General features: G+C 37.0%; 19 protein-coding genes. 14 read left to right on the forward strand and 5 right to left on the reverse strand.

Features of this window, described 5'->3' with window-relative positions:
• The first annotated feature begins 8 nt into the window (after nucleotides 1-8).
• Genes IPP32_11710 through IPP32_11725 form a run of 4 tightly spaced genes read left to right on the forward strand, consistent with a single transcriptional unit; the run spans nucleotide 9 to nucleotide 4306 of the window.
• Nucleotides 9-1238 (forward strand): glycosyltransferase family 4 protein, encoded by a 1230-nt coding sequence (locus IPP32_11710; GenBank protein MBL0048748.1) that lies wholly within the window; start codon nucleotides 9-11, stop codon nucleotides 1236-1238.
• On the forward strand, nucleotides 1231-2451 hold the full coding sequence (locus IPP32_11715; protein ID MBL0048749.1) for an O-antigen ligase family protein: 1221 nt from the start codon (nucleotides 1231-1233) through the stop codon (nucleotides 2449-2451). Before IPP32_11710 ends, IPP32_11715 begins: the two co-directional genes overlap by 8 nt.
• Nucleotides 2448-3671, forward strand: coding sequence for a DegT/DnrJ/EryC1/StrS family aminotransferase (locus IPP32_11720; GenBank protein MBL0048750.1), 1224 nt, complete (start codon nucleotides 2448-2450; stop codon nucleotides 3669-3671). The genes IPP32_11715 and IPP32_11720 overlap by 4 nt, the downstream gene beginning before the upstream one ends.
• A gap of 44 nt (nucleotides 3672-3715) precedes the next feature.
• Entirely contained in the window at nucleotides 3716-4306 is a 591-nt protein-coding gene (locus IPP32_11725) for a sugar transferase (protein MBL0048751.1), read from the forward strand.
• Nucleotides 4307-4321: 15 nt separating this feature from the next.
• On the opposite strand, the gene IPP32_11730 is transcribed toward IPP32_11725, so the two are convergent.
• Together IPP32_11730 and IPP32_11735 are read right to left on the reverse strand one after the other, a co-directional pair.
• Nucleotides 4322-5194, reverse strand: coding sequence for a transglutaminase family protein (locus tag IPP32_11730; protein ID MBL0048752.1), 873 nt, complete (start codon nucleotides 5192-5194; stop codon nucleotides 4322-4324).
• Nucleotides 5195-5239: 45 nt separating this feature from the next.
• The gene (locus IPP32_11735) at nucleotides 5240-6109 is read right to left on the reverse strand and encodes a nucleoside phosphorylase (protein MBL0048753.1); all 870 of its coding nucleotides are present in this window, start codon (nucleotides 6107-6109) and stop codon (nucleotides 5240-5242) included.
• A 50-nt stretch (nucleotides 6110-6159) separates the two neighbouring features.
• Here IPP32_11735 and IPP32_11740 point away from each other — a divergent pair, with 50 nt between their 5' ends.
• From IPP32_11740 to IPP32_11750, 3 genes are all read left to right on the forward strand, one after another.
• Nucleotides 6160-7020 (forward strand): universal stress protein, encoded by an 861-nt coding sequence (locus IPP32_11740; GenBank protein MBL0048754.1) that lies wholly within the window; start codon nucleotides 6160-6162, stop codon nucleotides 7018-7020.
• Between the two features lie 24 nt (nucleotides 7021-7044).
• Nucleotides 7045-7923: a universal stress protein gene (locus IPP32_11745; protein MBL0048755.1), complete on the forward strand. Its 879-nt coding sequence runs from the start codon at nucleotides 7045-7047 to the stop codon at nucleotides 7921-7923.
• Nucleotides 7924-8026: 103 nt separating this feature from the next.
• Entirely contained in the window at nucleotides 8027-8254 is a 228-nt protein-coding gene (locus IPP32_11750; protein MBL0048756.1) for a hypothetical protein, read from the forward strand.
• A 9-nt stretch (nucleotides 8255-8263) separates the two neighbouring features.
• Here the strand turns inward: IPP32_11750 and IPP32_11755 are convergent, their stop codons facing one another.
• From IPP32_11755 to mnmH, 3 genes are all read right to left on the reverse strand, one after another.
• Nucleotides 8264-8980: a DUF4197 domain-containing protein gene (locus IPP32_11755; protein ID MBL0048757.1), complete on the reverse strand. Its 717-nt coding sequence runs from the start codon at nucleotides 8978-8980 to the stop codon at nucleotides 8264-8266.
• Between the two features lie 275 nt (nucleotides 8981-9255).
• Entirely contained in the window at nucleotides 9256-10302 is a 1047-nt protein-coding gene (selD, locus tag IPP32_11760) for a selenide, water dikinase SelD (protein MBL0048758.1), read from the reverse strand.
• Nucleotides 10303-10423: 121 nt separating this feature from the next.
• Nucleotides 10424-11452, reverse strand: coding sequence for a tRNA 2-selenouridine(34) synthase MnmH (gene mnmH, locus IPP32_11765; GenBank protein MBL0048759.1), 1029 nt, complete (start codon nucleotides 11450-11452; stop codon nucleotides 10424-10426).
• A 45-nt stretch (nucleotides 11453-11497) separates the two neighbouring features.
• On the opposite strand from mnmH, the gene IPP32_11770 reads away from it, so the two are divergent.
• The 7 genes from IPP32_11770 to aroE all read left to right on the forward strand — a co-directional run bounded on the left by IPP32_11770 (nucleotide 11498) and on the right by aroE (nucleotide 15841).
• Entirely contained in the window at nucleotides 11498-12400 is a 903-nt protein-coding gene (locus tag IPP32_11770; GenBank protein MBL0048760.1) for a sterol desaturase family protein, read from the forward strand.
• The gene (locus IPP32_11775) at nucleotides 12397-13179 is read left to right on the forward strand and encodes a TIGR02757 family protein (protein ID MBL0048761.1); all 783 of its coding nucleotides are present in this window, start codon (nucleotides 12397-12399) and stop codon (nucleotides 13177-13179) included. Before IPP32_11770 ends, IPP32_11775 begins: the two co-directional genes overlap by 4 nt.
• A gap of 61 nt (nucleotides 13180-13240) precedes the next feature.
• Nucleotides 13241-13531, forward strand: coding sequence for a nucleotidyltransferase domain-containing protein (locus IPP32_11780; protein ID MBL0048762.1), 291 nt, complete (start codon nucleotides 13241-13243; stop codon nucleotides 13529-13531).
• Nucleotides 13524-13883: a DUF86 domain-containing protein gene (locus IPP32_11785; protein MBL0048763.1), complete on the forward strand. Its 360-nt coding sequence runs from the start codon at nucleotides 13524-13526 to the stop codon at nucleotides 13881-13883. The genes IPP32_11780 and IPP32_11785 overlap by 8 nt, the downstream gene beginning before the upstream one ends.
• Before the next feature lie 4 nt (nucleotides 13884-13887).
• The gene (locus IPP32_11790; protein ID MBL0048764.1) at nucleotides 13888-14205 is read left to right on the forward strand and encodes a rhodanese-like domain-containing protein; all 318 of its coding nucleotides are present in this window, start codon (nucleotides 13888-13890) and stop codon (nucleotides 14203-14205) included.
• Between the two features lie 165 nt (nucleotides 14206-14370).
• Nucleotides 14371-15024: a VTT domain-containing protein gene (locus IPP32_11795; protein ID MBL0048765.1), complete on the forward strand. Its 654-nt coding sequence runs from the start codon at nucleotides 14371-14373 to the stop codon at nucleotides 15022-15024.
• 43 nt (nucleotides 15025-15067) lie between these two features.
• Entirely contained in the window at nucleotides 15068-15841 is a 774-nt protein-coding gene (gene aroE / locus IPP32_11800; protein MBL0048766.1) for a shikimate dehydrogenase, read from the forward strand.
• The last annotated feature ends 26 nt before the right edge of the window (nucleotides 15842-15867 follow it).

The raw sequence follows: 15867 nt of genomic DNA on the forward strand, positions 1-15867 counted from the left end.
GAAAGGCTATGAAAATTGTTATCCTCACCCAGTATTTTCCTCCTGAAGTAGGTGCGCCTCAAAACCGACTTTTTGAGTTAGCTGTTCGTTTGCAACGTAAAGGTGCCGAAATAACAGTTTTAACTGCCATGCCCAATTATCCGCAAATGGTGATTCAAAGCCATTACAAAGGCAAATTCTATTGTAAGGAAGAAATCGAGAATATTCGGGTTCATCGTGCTTGGATTTTTGTGAGTAAAAGCAAATCCATTTTGCTGCGCCTTTTAAACTATTTTTCATTTGTTTTTTCATCCTTTTGGATTGGACTTTTTAAACTTAAGAGGCACGATTATTTACTCTGTGAAAGTCCTCCCTTGTTTCTAGGCATTTCTGCTTACCTCTTAAAAAAAATAAAAGGCTCCAAACTCATTTTTAATGTTTCCGACTTGTGGCCTGAAAGTGCTGAAAAATTAGGACTTGTAACCAATAAAACTTTTTTAAATGCAGCTACTGTATTAGAAGAGTTCTTATACAAAAAATCTTCTCTAATTACCGGTCAAACGCAAGGAATTGTTGTCAATATACAAGGACGCTTTCCGAAAAAAAATGTGTATTGGCTGCCAAATGGGGTAGACTTAAGTTTTTATAATTTTGAAAACAGTAGCTCAAACTGGCGAAAGAAACAAGGCTTTTTGGAGGATGACTTTATTTTGATTTATGCCGGAATCATTGGTCATGCCCAAGGCCTGGAAGTTATACTAAATGCTGCTGATACTTTAAGACATGTGTCTCAAATTAAATTTGTTCTTGTGGGCAGTGGTCCTGAAAAAGATAAACTACTTGCATTAAAAGCCGAAAAATCTTTAAGCAATGTTTACTTTTTTGATGCTGTAACTAAAATTGAAATGCCTGAAATAGTTCAAGCAAGCGACGTATCCATTATTCCACTCAAAAAATTAGATCTTTTTAAAGGCGCCATTCCATCCAAAATTTTTGAAAACCTTGCTATGAAAAAAGCCATTTTACTTGGTGTAGAAGGCGAAGCCAAAACCCTTTTTATTGACGAAGGAAATTGCGGACTCGCCTTTGAACCCGAAAACGCCTTCGACCTTTCGCAGAAAATAATTACACTCCTTGAGAATAAACACTTACTAAAAAGTTACGGCGAAAATGGCTATAACTATGTAAAGCAAAAATTTACACGCGATATCATTGCTGAAAAATTTTGGAATTATTTAAATCAACATACAAATGAATAAAAGTGCCTTGCATAAAAATTTGCATTTTTATTTGTGTTGTGCCATTGCCTTTTTACTTTCCTTTAAATTGCTGGTACCGGTTATAATTATTTTATTAGTTGTTAACTGGCTGAGTGAAGGAAATTTTAAAACACGTTTTACTTCCATCGAAAGCAAAGCGATATTACTTCTATTTATTGCGCCATACTTGCTTTATTTAGTTGGGATGAGTTATACCACCAATATACATTATGGCCTTGCCGATTTGCAAACTAAACTCTCCTTGCTCCTGTTTCCTTTAATTTTTGCTACAACGAATTGGAGATCCGGTGAAAGAAATTCCGTTTTATTGGCTTTGTTAATTGGAGTTGTTAGCGCTTCACTTTTCTTGGTGATGCGGGCTTGTTATTTTTATTTTATTCAAGGTCTCAATTACTTTTTTTATGTTGATTTTTCATATTTCCTGCACCCCAGCTATTTTGGCTTGGCAATTAACCTAGTTATTTTACTTCTTCTTTCTCCACAAATTTTTAAACTTCCAATATACTTAAAAGTCGTTTTGATAGCCCTTTTAGTTGTAATAATTTTCTTACTCTCCTCTAAACTCGCATTGCTCTCAACCGTTTTAATTTTCATAGGATTTGGCATTCATTTTATTGTTAAAACCGGTCGATACAAAACAGGTATAGCCTTGTTACTTTTAACTATTGGTAGCACATTCATACTCATCAAATCTATTCCCGAATTGGAAGCGCGCATTCAAAACACGCTTCATACGCTTTCGGCTGACAATATTGACAAGAGTGATTCGGAAAGCAATGCCGTGAGGGTGTTAGTTTGGCATGCTGCAGCTGATGCTTTCAAACAAAATGGTTTTTTGGGCGTAGGCACAGGAGATGTAAAAGATGAGCTGTTTAAACACTATGAAAGACTTGGATACACAGGTGCTTTAGAACATAAATTAAATGCACATAATCAGTTTTTACAAACCGGTGTTGCATTGGGATATGTGGGTTTTGTTGCCCTACTTGCCTATTTTTTTATTCCAATAGTTGTTTCTTGGAAACAAAAAAATTATTTATTTCTCGCTTTTAGCTTGATAGTCATGCTGAATTGCCTTACCGAATCCATGTTTGAAGCTGAAGCCGGTGTGATTTTTATTTCCTTTTTTCAATCCTTCTTATTTTTTACCTCAAATAAAGATTTGATTAATTTCGCTTCAAAAAAATTATGATCCCCTTCTCCCCTCCTCGCATCGACCAAAAAATTATTGATGCCGTTGTCGAAACACTTAAATCAGGCTGGATTACTACCGGTCCAAAAACAAAACTGTTCGAAAAACAACTCACAGCATACTGCGGAAATAAATCCACCATCTGCTTAAACTCTGCTACTGCCGGGCTAGAGATAATGTTACGTTGGTTTGGCGTGAAAGAAGGTGACGAAGTAATTTTGCCGGCTTACACGTATTCTGCCACTGCAAATGTGGTGATGCATTGCGGTGCAAAACCGGTTTTTGTGGATGTGAACCCAACTAATTTTTTAATCTCCGTTGCCGAAATTGAAAAAGCAATTACCTCCAAAACCAAAGTGATAATGCCTGTTGATTTTGCAGGCATGCCTTGCGATTTTGACGCCATAAATGCATTGGTTCAAAAAGCGGAAGTGAGAAGTAAATTCAAACCTGCAACAGAAGAACAAAAAAATCTCGGTCGAATATTGGTTTTAGCGGATGCAGCGCATTCGGTTGGGGCGGTTTACAAAGGAAAGAAATCAGGTAGTTTAACCGACGTATCCGTATTTTCATTTCACGCAGTAAAAAATTTAACCACTGCCGAAGGTGGCGCAGTAGCCCTTAATTTACCTGCCCCTTTCGACAATGAAGCTATTTATGCACAATTGTGTATCAGTTCCCTTCACGGCCAAAACAAAGATGCATTAGCCAAAATGCAAAAAGGAAATTGGAAGTATGACATTGTCGAAGCCGGCTACAAATGCAACATGACAGATATGTGTGCTGCCATTGGTTTGATTGAACTCGAAAGATACGACAGCGATACCCTAAAAAGAAGAAAACACATCGTTAACTTATACAATCAAAAACTCGTTAAATATGCTTGGGCAAATTTACCGGTTCATGAAATCCCAACTGATAAAACCGAATCTTGCTACCACTTGTATCCTTTGCGGATAAACGGAATTAGTGAAGTACAACGCGATGCCATCATGCAAGAAGTTTTCAATAAAGATGTATCGGTGAATGTGCATTTTATTCCTTTGCCTATGCTGAGCTTTTATAAAAATCAAGGCTACGACATTAAAAACTATCCCAATGCTTATGCTCATTTTGCAAACGAAATTACCTTGCCGGTCTTTTATAATTTAACAGATGAGCAAGTGGAAGAAGTTGCTAATGCTTTGATAAGTGGCGTGGAAGCCATTCTTCAAAAATAAGCGTATCCTATTCTCTTACCTTTGTAAATGATTGATTTTACTGAATGATCAAACGTATTTTTGATATTGCTTTTTCGCTCCTCGGGATACTGTTACTCTCTCCCGTACTAATTTGTATTGCAATTTTAATCCGCTTGGATTCGCCTGGAGGAATTTTTTACTTGCAGGAACGTGTTGGAAAAAACAACCAAAATTTCTTCATCTATAAATTTCGTACTATGCGCAGCGGTGCTGATAAGCTTGGATTACTCACCGTTGGCGCAAAAGATAATCGAGTAACTAAAATTGGCTACACCCTCCGAAAATATAAACTGGATGAACTACCACAATTATTTAACGTGTTTAAAGGGAATATGAGTTTTGTAGGTCCACGGCCAGAAGTGCGCAAATACGTGAATTTGTATACGGCTGCACAAATAAAAGTGCTATCGGTTAAACCAGGAATTACGGATTTGGCTTCGATAAAGTATTCCGATGAAAGCGAATTATTGGCGAAAGCTGAGGACCCTGAAAAATTTTACATCGAAACCATATTTCCCGCAAAATTAGAATTGAATCTCAAATACATTGAAGAGAAAAATTTCTGGAAAGATATTCAACTTATCTTTCAAACAATTGGAAAAATCATTCGCTAGGAACAAAGCCGCAAATCATGCACTCAAACATCCAAGCAAAATTTGCATTTCTCTCGATTTGTCGGGATAGCCCAATTTTTCAAACGAAAAAATAAGGTTGCGAATCAAACGCGAAATCATGTCCGCATTAGAGCAGGGCTCATAATACATCTTGTCGGGCTTTAGTTTTAATTGCTTCAAAAAGGAATCAATTTCCTTGTAGCTAAACGCCGAACCTTTGCTAAATGGATTAATATAAAAAATAACCTTAGGGCTTGGATTCCCTGCCAGAATAGGCAATCGAGAACTCTCCTCAATATACGCCAAAATAAAATGTTCGGGCAAATTTACTCCAAAAATAGGTATGTTTAAACCTTGCGCAATAATGGTATATAAAATAGAAAGTGATAAAGGATTTCCCTTTTTACTTTCCATCACATTGTTAATATAGGAATTTTGAGGTGCATGAAAATTTTGTGTGTTACCACTGAAAGAATGAACATCAAAAAAAATATGATTTATAACCCGCACCTTTTCTAAAGCGGTTAAATTGGCATTCAATTCCAACCACACATCGTTGCGAATCTGATCAATGTGTGCGCGCAGGCGCTTTTCATTTAAATCGGGATACTGGTATTTGGCAATTAAGATGGCACCGCCCAACAAATCATGTCCACCCGACTGACTCCAAATACTTAAGTCCTTTTTAATTTCATCAAACTGAATGGTATGAATTAAATTCTCAACGCGGTTTTGAAGCAAGGAATCAAATGAAGTTTCCCAAGCATTTTCCAAGAGTGGAATTACTTCCGCTCCGATTGATTTTATTTTCTCTTTAATTTCATTAAAGATTTTTTCGTCAGGATCATCGAGCAAACTAATCAGGGCATTCACCTCCGTCTTCGTCATAAAAATCGGTTGCTTTGTTTCGACTAAAATAAAGAAATATATCGTTTACTTCGTGAGGTCTTGCAAGGTTTTTTCAATCAACTTATTCACCGTCTTCTTATAATCCTTACTGAACTGTTTTAGAATTCGGTTTGCTATAATAGCACACACAGTAGAAGCCTGATGACCTAAACTCTTCGACAAGCCAAACAAAGCCGATGTTTCCATCTCAAAGTTTGTGACTTTCAATCCCTTATAATCAAATGCGGTTAGCTTTTCATTTAAACCCTCAACAGCGGCCTTTAAGCGTAACTCTCTGCCCTGAGGTCCATAAAACCCGCAGGCAGTTGCAGTAATTCCGGTATGGCAATCCTTTTTTAGTTTCGCGAAAAGTTGCTCGGAACCCTTTATTAAATAAGGCGTATTTAGTGGAGCTGCCCATCCGGTTTGCTTAATAAATTCGGCGGTAATTTCTGTTTCGTAGTGTTCTGAAGCAGCATAAAAATTCATCAATCCATCCATTCCTAATCCATATTCAGAAAGCACATAGCTGTCTACAGCAATTTCGGGTTGCAGTGCTCCCGATGTTCCGATGCGCACTAAATTTAATGAGGATAAATTCGGTTTTATTTCCCTGGTTTTTAAGTCAATATTAACTAATGCATCCAATTCGTTAATTACTATATCCAGGTTATCAGTACCAATTCCGGTACTAATGGCACTGATTCGCTTGCCATTAAAGTTACCGGTATGTGTCACAAATTCGCGGTTTTGTTTCACTACTTCTACTTTGTCAAAATAGCTAGAAACCATTTCCACACGACCTTGATCTCCTACTAAAAGAATAGTGTTTCCAATATCTTCGGGATGCAAATGGAGGTGAAAAATACTTCCATCCGGATTTATTATTAATTCTGATTCTGGAATTTTGCTCATTGCAGTTTATTTACGTTATATTTGTACCTCTTCAAAACTATCTAAAATAAATGACTTCGTCAAAATTTCAGATACTTGTTCCTACTGATTTCTCAGAACAATCTGTTGCTGCATTCTACCAATCTTGCCGCATTGCGCAGTTGTACGATGCTGAAATCACACTGCTTCATGTAATTGAAGACGAAAACTCGAGCCAGCACTTATTTGAAGTTTCCTCACAGGAAGCACTTTTTCAAAAAATCGACAATAAATTAAAACAATTCGTTGAAGCAGAACTTGGAATTTCAAAAAAAATCGTTTATTGTAGAATCGAAATTGGCAAAGTTGCGGATCAAATAATTAAAACTCAAAAACAGCACAACAGTAATATGATTGTAATGGGTTTTAACGAAATAAAATCAAATCAAAACAAGCACATCGGGAGCAATGCTATGGAAGTAATAAAGCAAGCCCCATGTCAGGTTGTTACCGTGAAAAATAAAATTAACTCGGGCGATTTTAAATCCATTATTTTGCCCATCGATTTATCAAAAGCATTCAGTCAAAAAGTAATTAAAGCAATAGAACTCGCTAAATCTTGGAAGGGTGCAATTGTGAATTTAATTTCAGTTTTACCGCAATGCGATGAATTAAGAGTTAATGCAGCAACGCATCAGTTAGCAGGAATTGTTAGAGAAATTGAACTCAATAATATAGTGTGCAATGCCGAAATCATTCGCATCATTAAAGGTCACGAAAATATGTCGGATATTGTTGCCGATTATGCACATCGAATTAAAAGTGAAATGGTGATGATAATAACCCGACACGAAACCGGTAGAGCAAACCGAATAGGTGCATCTGCGCAAAGCATTATGAATAATATAGAGATTCCAATGTTCAGTATTGTACCCCTAGTAAATCCTAATTGAATAAATAACTAAAACCAGCGCTTTATGGAAAATTTCAGTATTAAAAGAATTTTGATTCCGGTTGATTTTTCGGAGACAGCTTTGCTTGCCCTTGACCATGCCACCTTTATGGCAAAACTGTTTAAAGCAGATATTGTTTTAATTCACGTGGTTGAAAAGTTTTCGTTTAAAATTGATATCCGTAAAAAAGGAGAAGATGGAGATGACGATAAAATGATACGTCAAAAACTGAGTGAATTGGCCGAAGGCGTAAAACACCAAACCGGTGGCGATGTGCAAATCCTAATGAAAGCAGGTAAAATTGCTAAAAAAATTGTGGAAGCTGCCAACGAAACCAACTCTGATATTATTATTTTGGGAACACACGGTGTTTCAGGTTTTGAGGAATTCTTTATGGGAAGTAATGCCTTCAGAGTTGTTACCGAAGCGCAATGTCCTGTAATGTCGGTACAAGTGCATTCTACCAAAGTTGGATTTAACGATATTGTATTACCTATCGATAATTCACCTGCAAGCCGCCAAAAAGTGCGCTTTGCGGTGGAGCTTGCTAAACACTACGATTCTAAAATTCACATTGCCGGAATTCTTACTTTAAATTATAAGGACATTCGCCAAAAGTTTATGGCCAAACTAAAGCAAGTGGAAGAATACATTACGCGCCATGGTGTTTCACACACCACCGAAATTATGAAAGGCGAAAACATAGCCAGCTTAACATTAAAGCATGCCGAAAAACTGAATGCCGACCTCATCGTTATCATGACCGAACAGGAAGATGAGTTAACCGGTTTACTCATGGGCACTTTTGCACAACAAGTGGTAAATCACTCTAAAATTCCGGTAATGACCGTAAAACCAAGCTTGAAATCGGATGTTGAAATGAATGTATTCTCCGGTGTTTAATAGTATCTAATTAAATGTAACAACCCGCTTGGCATTTTGCTGAGCGGGTTGTTTTGTTTTAGAAGCTGATTACCTTTGCGGCTGATAATAAAAGCACTACCTTATGAAAAAGTACTCTATTAAATTAAGATACAATACCGATTGTAACGATAACCGTCTTTATTGGCGGGTGCTGATTAACGGTGTAGAACACTTGGCCGAAAATGTTCACATTCAAATTCCGGTGCATACTTCTGCCGATTTTTTAGCGGATAAAGGAGTAACAAAACACCATATTTCTTGCGAAAGCGATACCATTGAATGGCAAAAAGATGTATTAACGATTCGCTAAACCCGAAGTCTATCCAAATACTTTTTTAAGTAAATCACTGATACGTGCAGAAGGATCCTTACGAATTTTTAATTCTTCTTCTGCAAGCAATTTAAATAAACCCTCTAACGCTTTTGTAGTAACATAATCTTCCAAATTAGGATTCATCTTTTGAACCATTGGAATTTTATTGTACTTCGTAACGAGGGGATTCCAATACTTTGTTATGTTAACTTTTTTCAAGGAACTTTGAATCACGGGTAAAAATTTTGCTTTTAATTCTGCACTTGTTTTTCCTTTTAAGAACTCTGTTGCCGCATTATCACCACCTTTTAATAAACTCACCCCATCGGCAATATTCATGCTTGTAATAGCATTAATAAAAATAGGAGCGGCATCTTTGGCGGCATCTTCGGCTGCACGATTTAGGGTGCGGGTAAAATTCTCCACTTGCTTTTTCATGCCGGCTTGCAACAATACATCCTGCATTACTTTTGCTTCCTTAGGAAAGGGTATTTTAATAAGTGGATTTTGATAAAAGCCATTAAATGCAGCTGCTTTTTTCGAAGAATTGTTTGCTCCAACAGTAAGAGCTTCTTTAAGCCCATTCACAATATCCGTATTGCTAACGCTCACACCCGAACCATTTAAAATGGAACCGGCTTGCTGTAAAATGGTGCCTATGTTTTGTGCTGAACTACTTAAAATAGTTGCGAAGAGTGAAATGGTAAAAAATATTTTTTTCATAAATTTTAAATTTGTTTTCAAAACTAGCAATTATTCTGCCAACAAAAATTTCGGAGGAAAACCTGTTCAGATAATTATTTTTCTCATTCAGAAATATCCAATTTTATTATATAGATTTGTGATAGTTATTTGCATCCGATTTTAAGTTAAACTCTTTTACAGATAATTCCTTTTAGGAACCTTGTAAGAAATAGTTGTGGGGACAGATTCAGAGGCACTATATTTTCATGGTGGTTATATTTGCCCTTGATGAATCCTCACAACTTACTTCCAACTTAAATCAACTTCACACTAGTTTCCGATTTCTCAAGCATTCTTCCAATGGGTTGAAGTTCCATTTGATTTGGCAACTTACTTTTCAGCAAAGCTTTAAAATCGGCAACAGCATCCGGCGCAACCGCCACCAATAAACCCCCACTCGTTTGCGGATCACAGAGTGTTATAAACTCCAAACCATCCATACCACTTACTTTATCTTTATAGGAATTCAGATTGCGAGTGGTATTGTCCGGAAAACAAAACTGATTGATGTAAAATTCAATCCCTTCAATTAAAGGAACCTTAGTATTGTCAAGCTCTGCAGATAAATTACTTCCTTCGCACATTTCAATTAAATGCCCCAGCAAACCAAATCCGGTTACATCCGTTAAAGCATGCACTCCTTCAAGCTTTCCTAATTCCGCACCAATGCTGTTCAACTCAGTCATGGTATCCACAAATCGCTTGTAATCGCCATCTCTCAATAAACCACGTTTCATAGCGGTTCCCAATATCCCAATACCAATAGGCTTTGTAAGAAATAGTAAATCACCTGCCTGTGCTGTGCTGTTCTTTTTTAAATTTTTGATGGGCACTTTTCCACTAACCGCAAGTCCAAAAATTGGCTCCAAACTATCAATGCTATGCCCGCCGGCCAATGGAATTCCCGCCTGTCGGCATATTTCTCTGCTGCCTTCCAATACTTTTGCTGCAAGTTCAGGATTAATTTTCTCTACCGGCCAACCCAGTATAGCTATTGCCAGCAAAGGGGTTCCGCCCATGGCATACACATCGCTTATTGCATTTGCCGAAGCTATTCTTCCAAAATCGAAAGCATCGTCGACAATCGGCATAAAAAAATCAGTCGTGCTTATTAAAGCCGTGCCATCACCCAAATCCAATACTGCTGCATCGTCGCGTTCATGATTGCCAACCAGTAAATCCTTAAAATTCAATGGAGATTCATTGTTTTTTAAGATAGTTTCCAACACCGATGGCGCAATTTTACAACCACAGCCTGCGCCATGACTAAATTGTGTGAGCTTAATTTTCTCTTCTCCCATTTGCTGCTTTGTTGATTAGCTGATTGCCTGATTAGCCGATTAGCCGATTAAAAACTATGTGAAAACTATGTTACTATGTTACTATGTGTTTAAAAAAACCACCCCAAATAATTCCAATTAATCAGCTTGTGATTTCTCTTTGATCTAAAATAGCTTGCACCAAATCCGCATAACCTTCATGCGGAATATCAACATAAGCAATAGTTTCAGGTGCTCGTTGTGTCATTCCATAAGCATAAAAATCATCATAATACTCCAACATCATTTTAGCCCAAATCTCCATTTCATTGTTGTGTAAGGCTTCAATTGCTTGTTTCATGCGCAAGTTGCCTAACTTTTTTTCAAGCTTTCGAGTAGTCTCTTCTAAAATTTCTTTTGAAAAAGTGCCGTATTCCGTAAGTATTCGCTTCACACGCAAGTCATTAGGAACAAGCATTTCAACCACCTTGGCAGCGCGCATCTGAGCATATATTGCATCCGGAATTTTATTTTTACCAATGAGTCGACTCTCGTTTTCCAACCAAATAATTTTGGCTGCATCAAAATGCTGCAGTTCCCAAAACAATTCATTTTCAAATTGCTCATTGCTGGGTTGCGATTCCTGACCAATGCCGCCAAAAGCTGAGCCTCTGTGATGTGCAATTGCTTCCAAATCAATTATTTGTTCGCCACAATTTTTTAGGTGATGCAACATTTCAGTTTTACCAGAACCGGTTTTACCGCCCAAAATCCGGTATTTCCTTTGCGCTTCAAAACTTTGCAAGGCATGTGTCCTGTAGCTTTTGTAACCTCCTTTTAATAAATGTACTGTAAATCCCGCAGTAGTAAAAAGCCAAGCCATAATGTTGCTGCGCATCCCTCCTCTCCAACAATAAACCGAAATTGAATTATTGATTGCGATTGTTTTAGCTTTCGAAATATAGTCGGCAAACTTTCCCCCCACCAATTCAAATCCTTTTTGAACCGCTTCTCTATTGCCTTTTTGTTTATAAATTGTTCCAACAATTGCCCGCTCCTCGTTGTTAAGTAGAGGCAAATTTATGGCGCCGGGTATATGCCCTTGCTCAAACTCCCCTTCACTCCTCACATCCATAAGCACAGCCTGCTTTAATGAATTGAGATAAATTGGCAGTTCTTGGGGAAAAATCATAATTTATTTTTGCTAAAAATAGTAATTTTGCACCGCTAAAATTTTATGATCGAAGAATTCAAAGAATCCTTGCTCATCTTTATTACTACTCCGGTATATATTATCCTTATCGGGATAGAAATGCTCATGAGCAGCATTCACAACAAAAAGCTCTACGCCACAAAAGATACATTCACCAACGTGTATCTGATGACACTCAATTTTTTATTGGATGTTTTGTTCCGCGGAATTTGCCTATTTGTGCTCAATTATTTTTTTACCTTTCATTTTTTCGCAATCTCTAATACCCTACTCTATTGGTTTTTATTACTAATATTTCAAGACATCGCCTTTTATTTCCAACACCGTGTCGACCACTTTTCGCGCATCTTTTGGGCGGTTCACGTAACGCATCATTCTTCCGATTACTTTAACCTTACTACAGGTTTTCGCAGTTCGGTGTTTCAACCGCTTTATCGCTTTATTTATTTTATACCGCTTTCGCTGATGGGATTTAAAGGCATGGACATCATGCTGATGTATTCCATTACGCAGATTTATGGAATTTTAATCCATACACAATACATTGATAAATTAGGATTCTTGGAATATTTTATGGCAACGCCTTCGCATCACCGCGTGCACCATGCCAGCAACATTAAATATTTGGATAAAAATATGGGTATGGTATTTATAGTGTGGGATAAATTATTTGGCACTTTTCAAGCCGAAGACAACAGCGATGAAGCCATGAAATTTGGACTCACCAAAAAATTAGAACAACCACACCATCCGGTGGACATAGTGTTTCACGAGTGGAAAGCCCTTAAAAACGACCTCAGCAAAGATATTCCGCTAAAAACTAAAATTGCTTACCTCATTAATCCTCCGGGCTGGAGCCATGATGGTAGCAGTAAAACTTCTAAACAATTAAGAGAAGAACTTAAAAACTCGAAACCCGCGAAATGAAGCTTTCGCGAACCGACCTCCACCAATTTCTAGAAGAAAAATACGAGCAATACAACCGCATTGATTTTATTGATAGTGATCCCATTTCGATTCCACATGGTTTTACAAAAAAAGAAGACATCGAAATTTCAGGATTTCTAGTGGCCACTATTGCTTGGGGGCAGCGCACTACCATCATCAACAACGGAAAAAAAATGATGCAGTTGATGGATAATAGTCCGCATGAATTTATCTTGAATTTTTCTGAATCGAAAAAGAGCTATTCCACTTTTAAAAAATTTGTGCACCGCACTTTTAATGGGGAGGATATGCTTTATTTTATTTTGGCAATACAGCACATTTACAAAAATCATAAAGGTTTAGAAGCTGCATTTACAAAAGGATTTCACAAAAGTGAACCCGATTTAAAAAATGCCATTATTCATTTTCGAAATACTTTTTTTTCATTGCCGCATCCATCACGTGCGCAAAAACATGTATCCAATCCGGCCGAAAATTCTGCTGCCAAACGCATCAATATGTATTTGCGCTGGATGGTACGAAACGATAAAAAAGGAGTTGATTTTGGATTGTGGCAAAATATTCCGGCTGCTGTTTTATCCTGTCCTTTAGATGTGCATTCCGGAAATGTGGCGCGCAAGCTCGGTATACTTCTGCGCAAGCAAAACGATTGGAAAGCAACTGCCGAACTCACCACTGCTTTAAAAACATTTGATGCAAAAGACCCGGTTAAATTTGACTTTGCACTATTTGGATTAGGAGTATTTGAAGGGTTTTAAAAATATATTGCTTGTTTTCATCCTGAAATAAAGCTGATTTTTTTTGTAAATTTGTATCGCTATGAACAAAGAAATAATTCTGCAAACCATTAAAAATGAAAAAACTTTTATCCAAAAGCATTTTGGGGTAAGAGAGATTGCATTATTTGGATCATATGCCAGAGGGGAAGAGAAAGTAAATAGTGACGTAGATATTTTAGTATCGCTTACTAAACCTTCGTATAATCTGTTAATGGGATTAAATTTGTTTCTTGAAAATAAATTAAATTCGAAAATTGAGCTCGTTCGTCAAGGTCCACATATATCCAAACAATTTATGGAGTTCATTCAGCACGATTTAATTTATGTATGATCGTTACAAATACTCCATAGAAACAATTTTAACGCATTTAAATGTATGCGAAAAAAGATTCTCGGAAATTCAAACTGCCCACGATTTTGTAGCTTCGGAATATGGGACAATATTGCTAGATGCAATCGCTACTCGTTTGCAAGCAATTGGTGAAAATTGTAAAAAAATCGTACAAATAAATCCAAACATTCAAGAAAAATATCCTGAAATAGAATGGGAAAAGATTATTCGGTTTCGGGATTTCATTTCACATCACTACGAAAAATTGGATTATGAAATCATTTTCGAAATTTGCGTTACTGATCTACCCGATTTAAAAAATGTAATTGCTACAGAGCTTACTCAAATTTAACATCATGAAAGAAAAAACCGTTAGCGAATTAAAAAAAATGAAAGACGAAAATCAGGATTTTCAACTGATTGATGTCCGCGAAGCACATGAATTCGATATTGCACAAATAGGTGGTGAACTTATTCCTATGGGAGATGTAATGGACAATGTGGACCGCATTGCAAAAGACAAACCCGTTATTATTCACTGCCGAAGTGGAGCCCGCTCGGCAGCCATAGTTCAGGCTTTAGAAACGCAACATGGTTTTACCAACCTCTATAATTTAAAAGGCGGAATTCTTGCTTGGGCTAATGAAATTGATACTTCTATGAATAAGTATTGAGTAGTGAGATTTGAGTAGTGAGATTTGAGTAGTGAGATTTGAGTAGTGAGTACAAAGTACAAAGATTAAGGATTAAGGATTAAGGATTTGGGATTTGGGATTTGGTAATTAGGATTGTTGCTTTGGGATTTGGGAAATGTAAATTTTGGTTTTGATTATTAATAAATATTTGAAATAAATAAAACAGTGATAGAACTTTTTAAACACATCCTCCACCTTGACTTTGAGTGGCTTTTCGCGAACTACAATACTTCTGTTTACCTCATTTTATTTTTAGTAATTTTTATAGAAACCGGATTAGTGGTGATGCCTTTCTTGCCGGGCGATTCATTATTGTTTACTGCAGGGCTTTTTGCACGATTGGGATACTTAAACATTTCTTATCTGATGTTTCTATTATTTGCAGCGGCTGTAATTGGCGACAATACCAATTATTGGGTGGGTCGTAAAATTGGCCTACGCATGCTGCAATTAAAATTGCGCGGTAAAAATTTAGTAAAACAGGAATACCTCGATAAGACGCACAGCTTTTATGAAAAGCATGGACCTAAAACTATCATCATGGCGCGCTTTGTACCCATTGTTCGCACCTTCGCCCCTTTCGTTGCCGGCGTGGCTGAAATGAACTATAAAAAGTTTTTATCCTTTGATATTTTAGGCGGGGCTATTTGGATTTTTAGCTTGCTCTTTGCCGGTTACTTTTTAGGCGAAATTCCTTGGATTCGTAAAAATATTGAATTGGTTGCGCTTGGAATAATTTTCGTTTCCATACTGCCCATTCTTATTGAATTTGCGAAAGCTAAATTGGCTAAAAAATAAGTGTTCCCGTTTTACCGCATCCATAATCTAGCTTACGCAATCAATGAATAAAGTATATGGCATAATCGGTTTCCCTCTGGCTCATTCATTCTCGCAGCGTTACTTTTCTGAAAAATTCGTTAAGGAAGGTTGGAACAACTGCAGCTATAAAGTATTTCCATTAAATGCTATTTCAGAATTCGAATCGCTTATTAAAAGTGAGCCCAATTTGTTAGGGCTGAGTGTTACCATTCCTTATAAAGAATCGGTGATTCCGTATTTGGATGAACTGGATGCATCCGCAAAAAAAGTAGGTGCTGTGAATAGTATTCAAATTATCCGAAATGGTAATGCAACTCCCAAATTAATTGGCTTTAACACCGATGTGTTTGGATTTTCAAATGCCTTAAAACCATTTCTAAAAAATAATCACCAACGTGCATTAATACTCGGAACAGGTGGTGCAGCAAAGGCGGTGGCTGCTGTTTTAAAAGAATTGGGTATCGATTTTTATTATGTATCACGAAACGGTATGATCAAAGATATGCCCATAAAAGCGCCCGTTTTTAACTACGATGAATTAAATGAAAACCATTTTAAAGCCTGTCATTTAATTGTGAATAGCAGTCCGGTTGGGATGTCTCCAAACGAATCGCAAGCCCCTTTTATTCCATACAGCTACATTACACCTGAACATTTGCTTTTTGATTTGATTTATAATCCCAACGAAACCATCTTCCTCCGCAAAGGAAAAGAGCAGGGTGCGCTTACCCAAAATGGGCTCACCATGCTGTATTTACAAGCAGAGGAATCTTGGAAAATTTGGAATAAAGAGTAGCCATACACTATTTTAAATCCGCTCCA

It is taken from the genome of Bacteroidota bacterium (assembly GCA_016721765.1).
Classification (GTDB): domain Bacteria; phylum Bacteroidota; class Bacteroidia; order UBA4408; family UBA4408; genus UBA4408.

Excerpts from the sequence above, each read along its gene's own strand:
- IPP32_11710 (MBL0048748.1), top strand. The coding sequence starts at position 9 with ATGAAAATTGTTATCCTCACCCAGTATTTTCCTCCTGAAGTAGGTGCG.
- IPP32_11715 (MBL0048749.1), top strand. The coding sequence starts at position 1,231 with ATGAATAAAAGTGCCTTGCATAAAAATTTGCATTTTTATTTGTGTTGT.
- IPP32_11720 (MBL0048750.1), top strand. The coding sequence starts at position 2,448 with ATGATCCCCTTCTCCCCTCCTCGCATCGACCAAAAAATTATTGATGCC.
- IPP32_11725 (MBL0048751.1), top strand. The coding sequence starts at position 3,716 with ATGATCAAACGTATTTTTGATATTGCTTTTTCGCTCCTCGGGATACTG.
- IPP32_11730 (MBL0048752.1), bottom strand. The coding sequence starts at position 5,194 with ATGACGAAGACGGAGGTGAATGCCCTGATTAGTTTGCTCGATGATCCT.
- IPP32_11735 (MBL0048753.1), bottom strand. The coding sequence starts at position 6,109 with ATGAGCAAAATTCCAGAATCAGAATTAATAATAAATCCGGATGGAAGT.
- IPP32_11740 (MBL0048754.1), top strand. The coding sequence starts at position 6,160 with ATGACTTCGTCAAAATTTCAGATACTTGTTCCTACTGATTTCTCAGAA.
- IPP32_11745 (MBL0048755.1), top strand. The coding sequence starts at position 7,045 with ATGGAAAATTTCAGTATTAAAAGAATTTTGATTCCGGTTGATTTTTCG.
- IPP32_11750 (MBL0048756.1), top strand. The coding sequence starts at position 8,027 with ATGAAAAAGTACTCTATTAAATTAAGATACAATACCGATTGTAACGAT.
- IPP32_11755 (MBL0048757.1), bottom strand. The coding sequence starts at position 8,980 with ATGAAAAAAATATTTTTTACCATTTCACTCTTCGCAACTATTTTAAGT.
- selD (MBL0048758.1), bottom strand. The coding sequence starts at position 10,302 with ATGGGAGAAGAGAAAATTAAGCTCACACAATTTAGTCATGGCGCAGGC.
- mnmH (MBL0048759.1), bottom strand. The coding sequence starts at position 11,452 with ATGATTTTTCCCCAAGAACTGCCAATTTATCTCAATTCATTAAAGCAG.
- IPP32_11770 (MBL0048760.1), top strand. The coding sequence starts at position 11,498 with ATGATCGAAGAATTCAAAGAATCCTTGCTCATCTTTATTACTACTCCG.
- IPP32_11775 (MBL0048761.1), top strand. The coding sequence starts at position 12,397 with ATGAAGCTTTCGCGAACCGACCTCCACCAATTTCTAGAAGAAAAATAC.
- IPP32_11780 (MBL0048762.1), top strand. The coding sequence starts at position 13,241 with ATGAACAAAGAAATAATTCTGCAAACCATTAAAAATGAAAAAACTTTT.
- IPP32_11785 (MBL0048763.1), top strand. The coding sequence starts at position 13,524 with ATGTATGATCGTTACAAATACTCCATAGAAACAATTTTAACGCATTTA.
- IPP32_11790 (MBL0048764.1), top strand. The coding sequence starts at position 13,888 with ATGAAAGAAAAAACCGTTAGCGAATTAAAAAAAATGAAAGACGAAAAT.
- aroE (MBL0048766.1), top strand. The coding sequence starts at position 15,068 with ATGAATAAAGTATATGGCATAATCGGTTTCCCTCTGGCTCATTCATTC.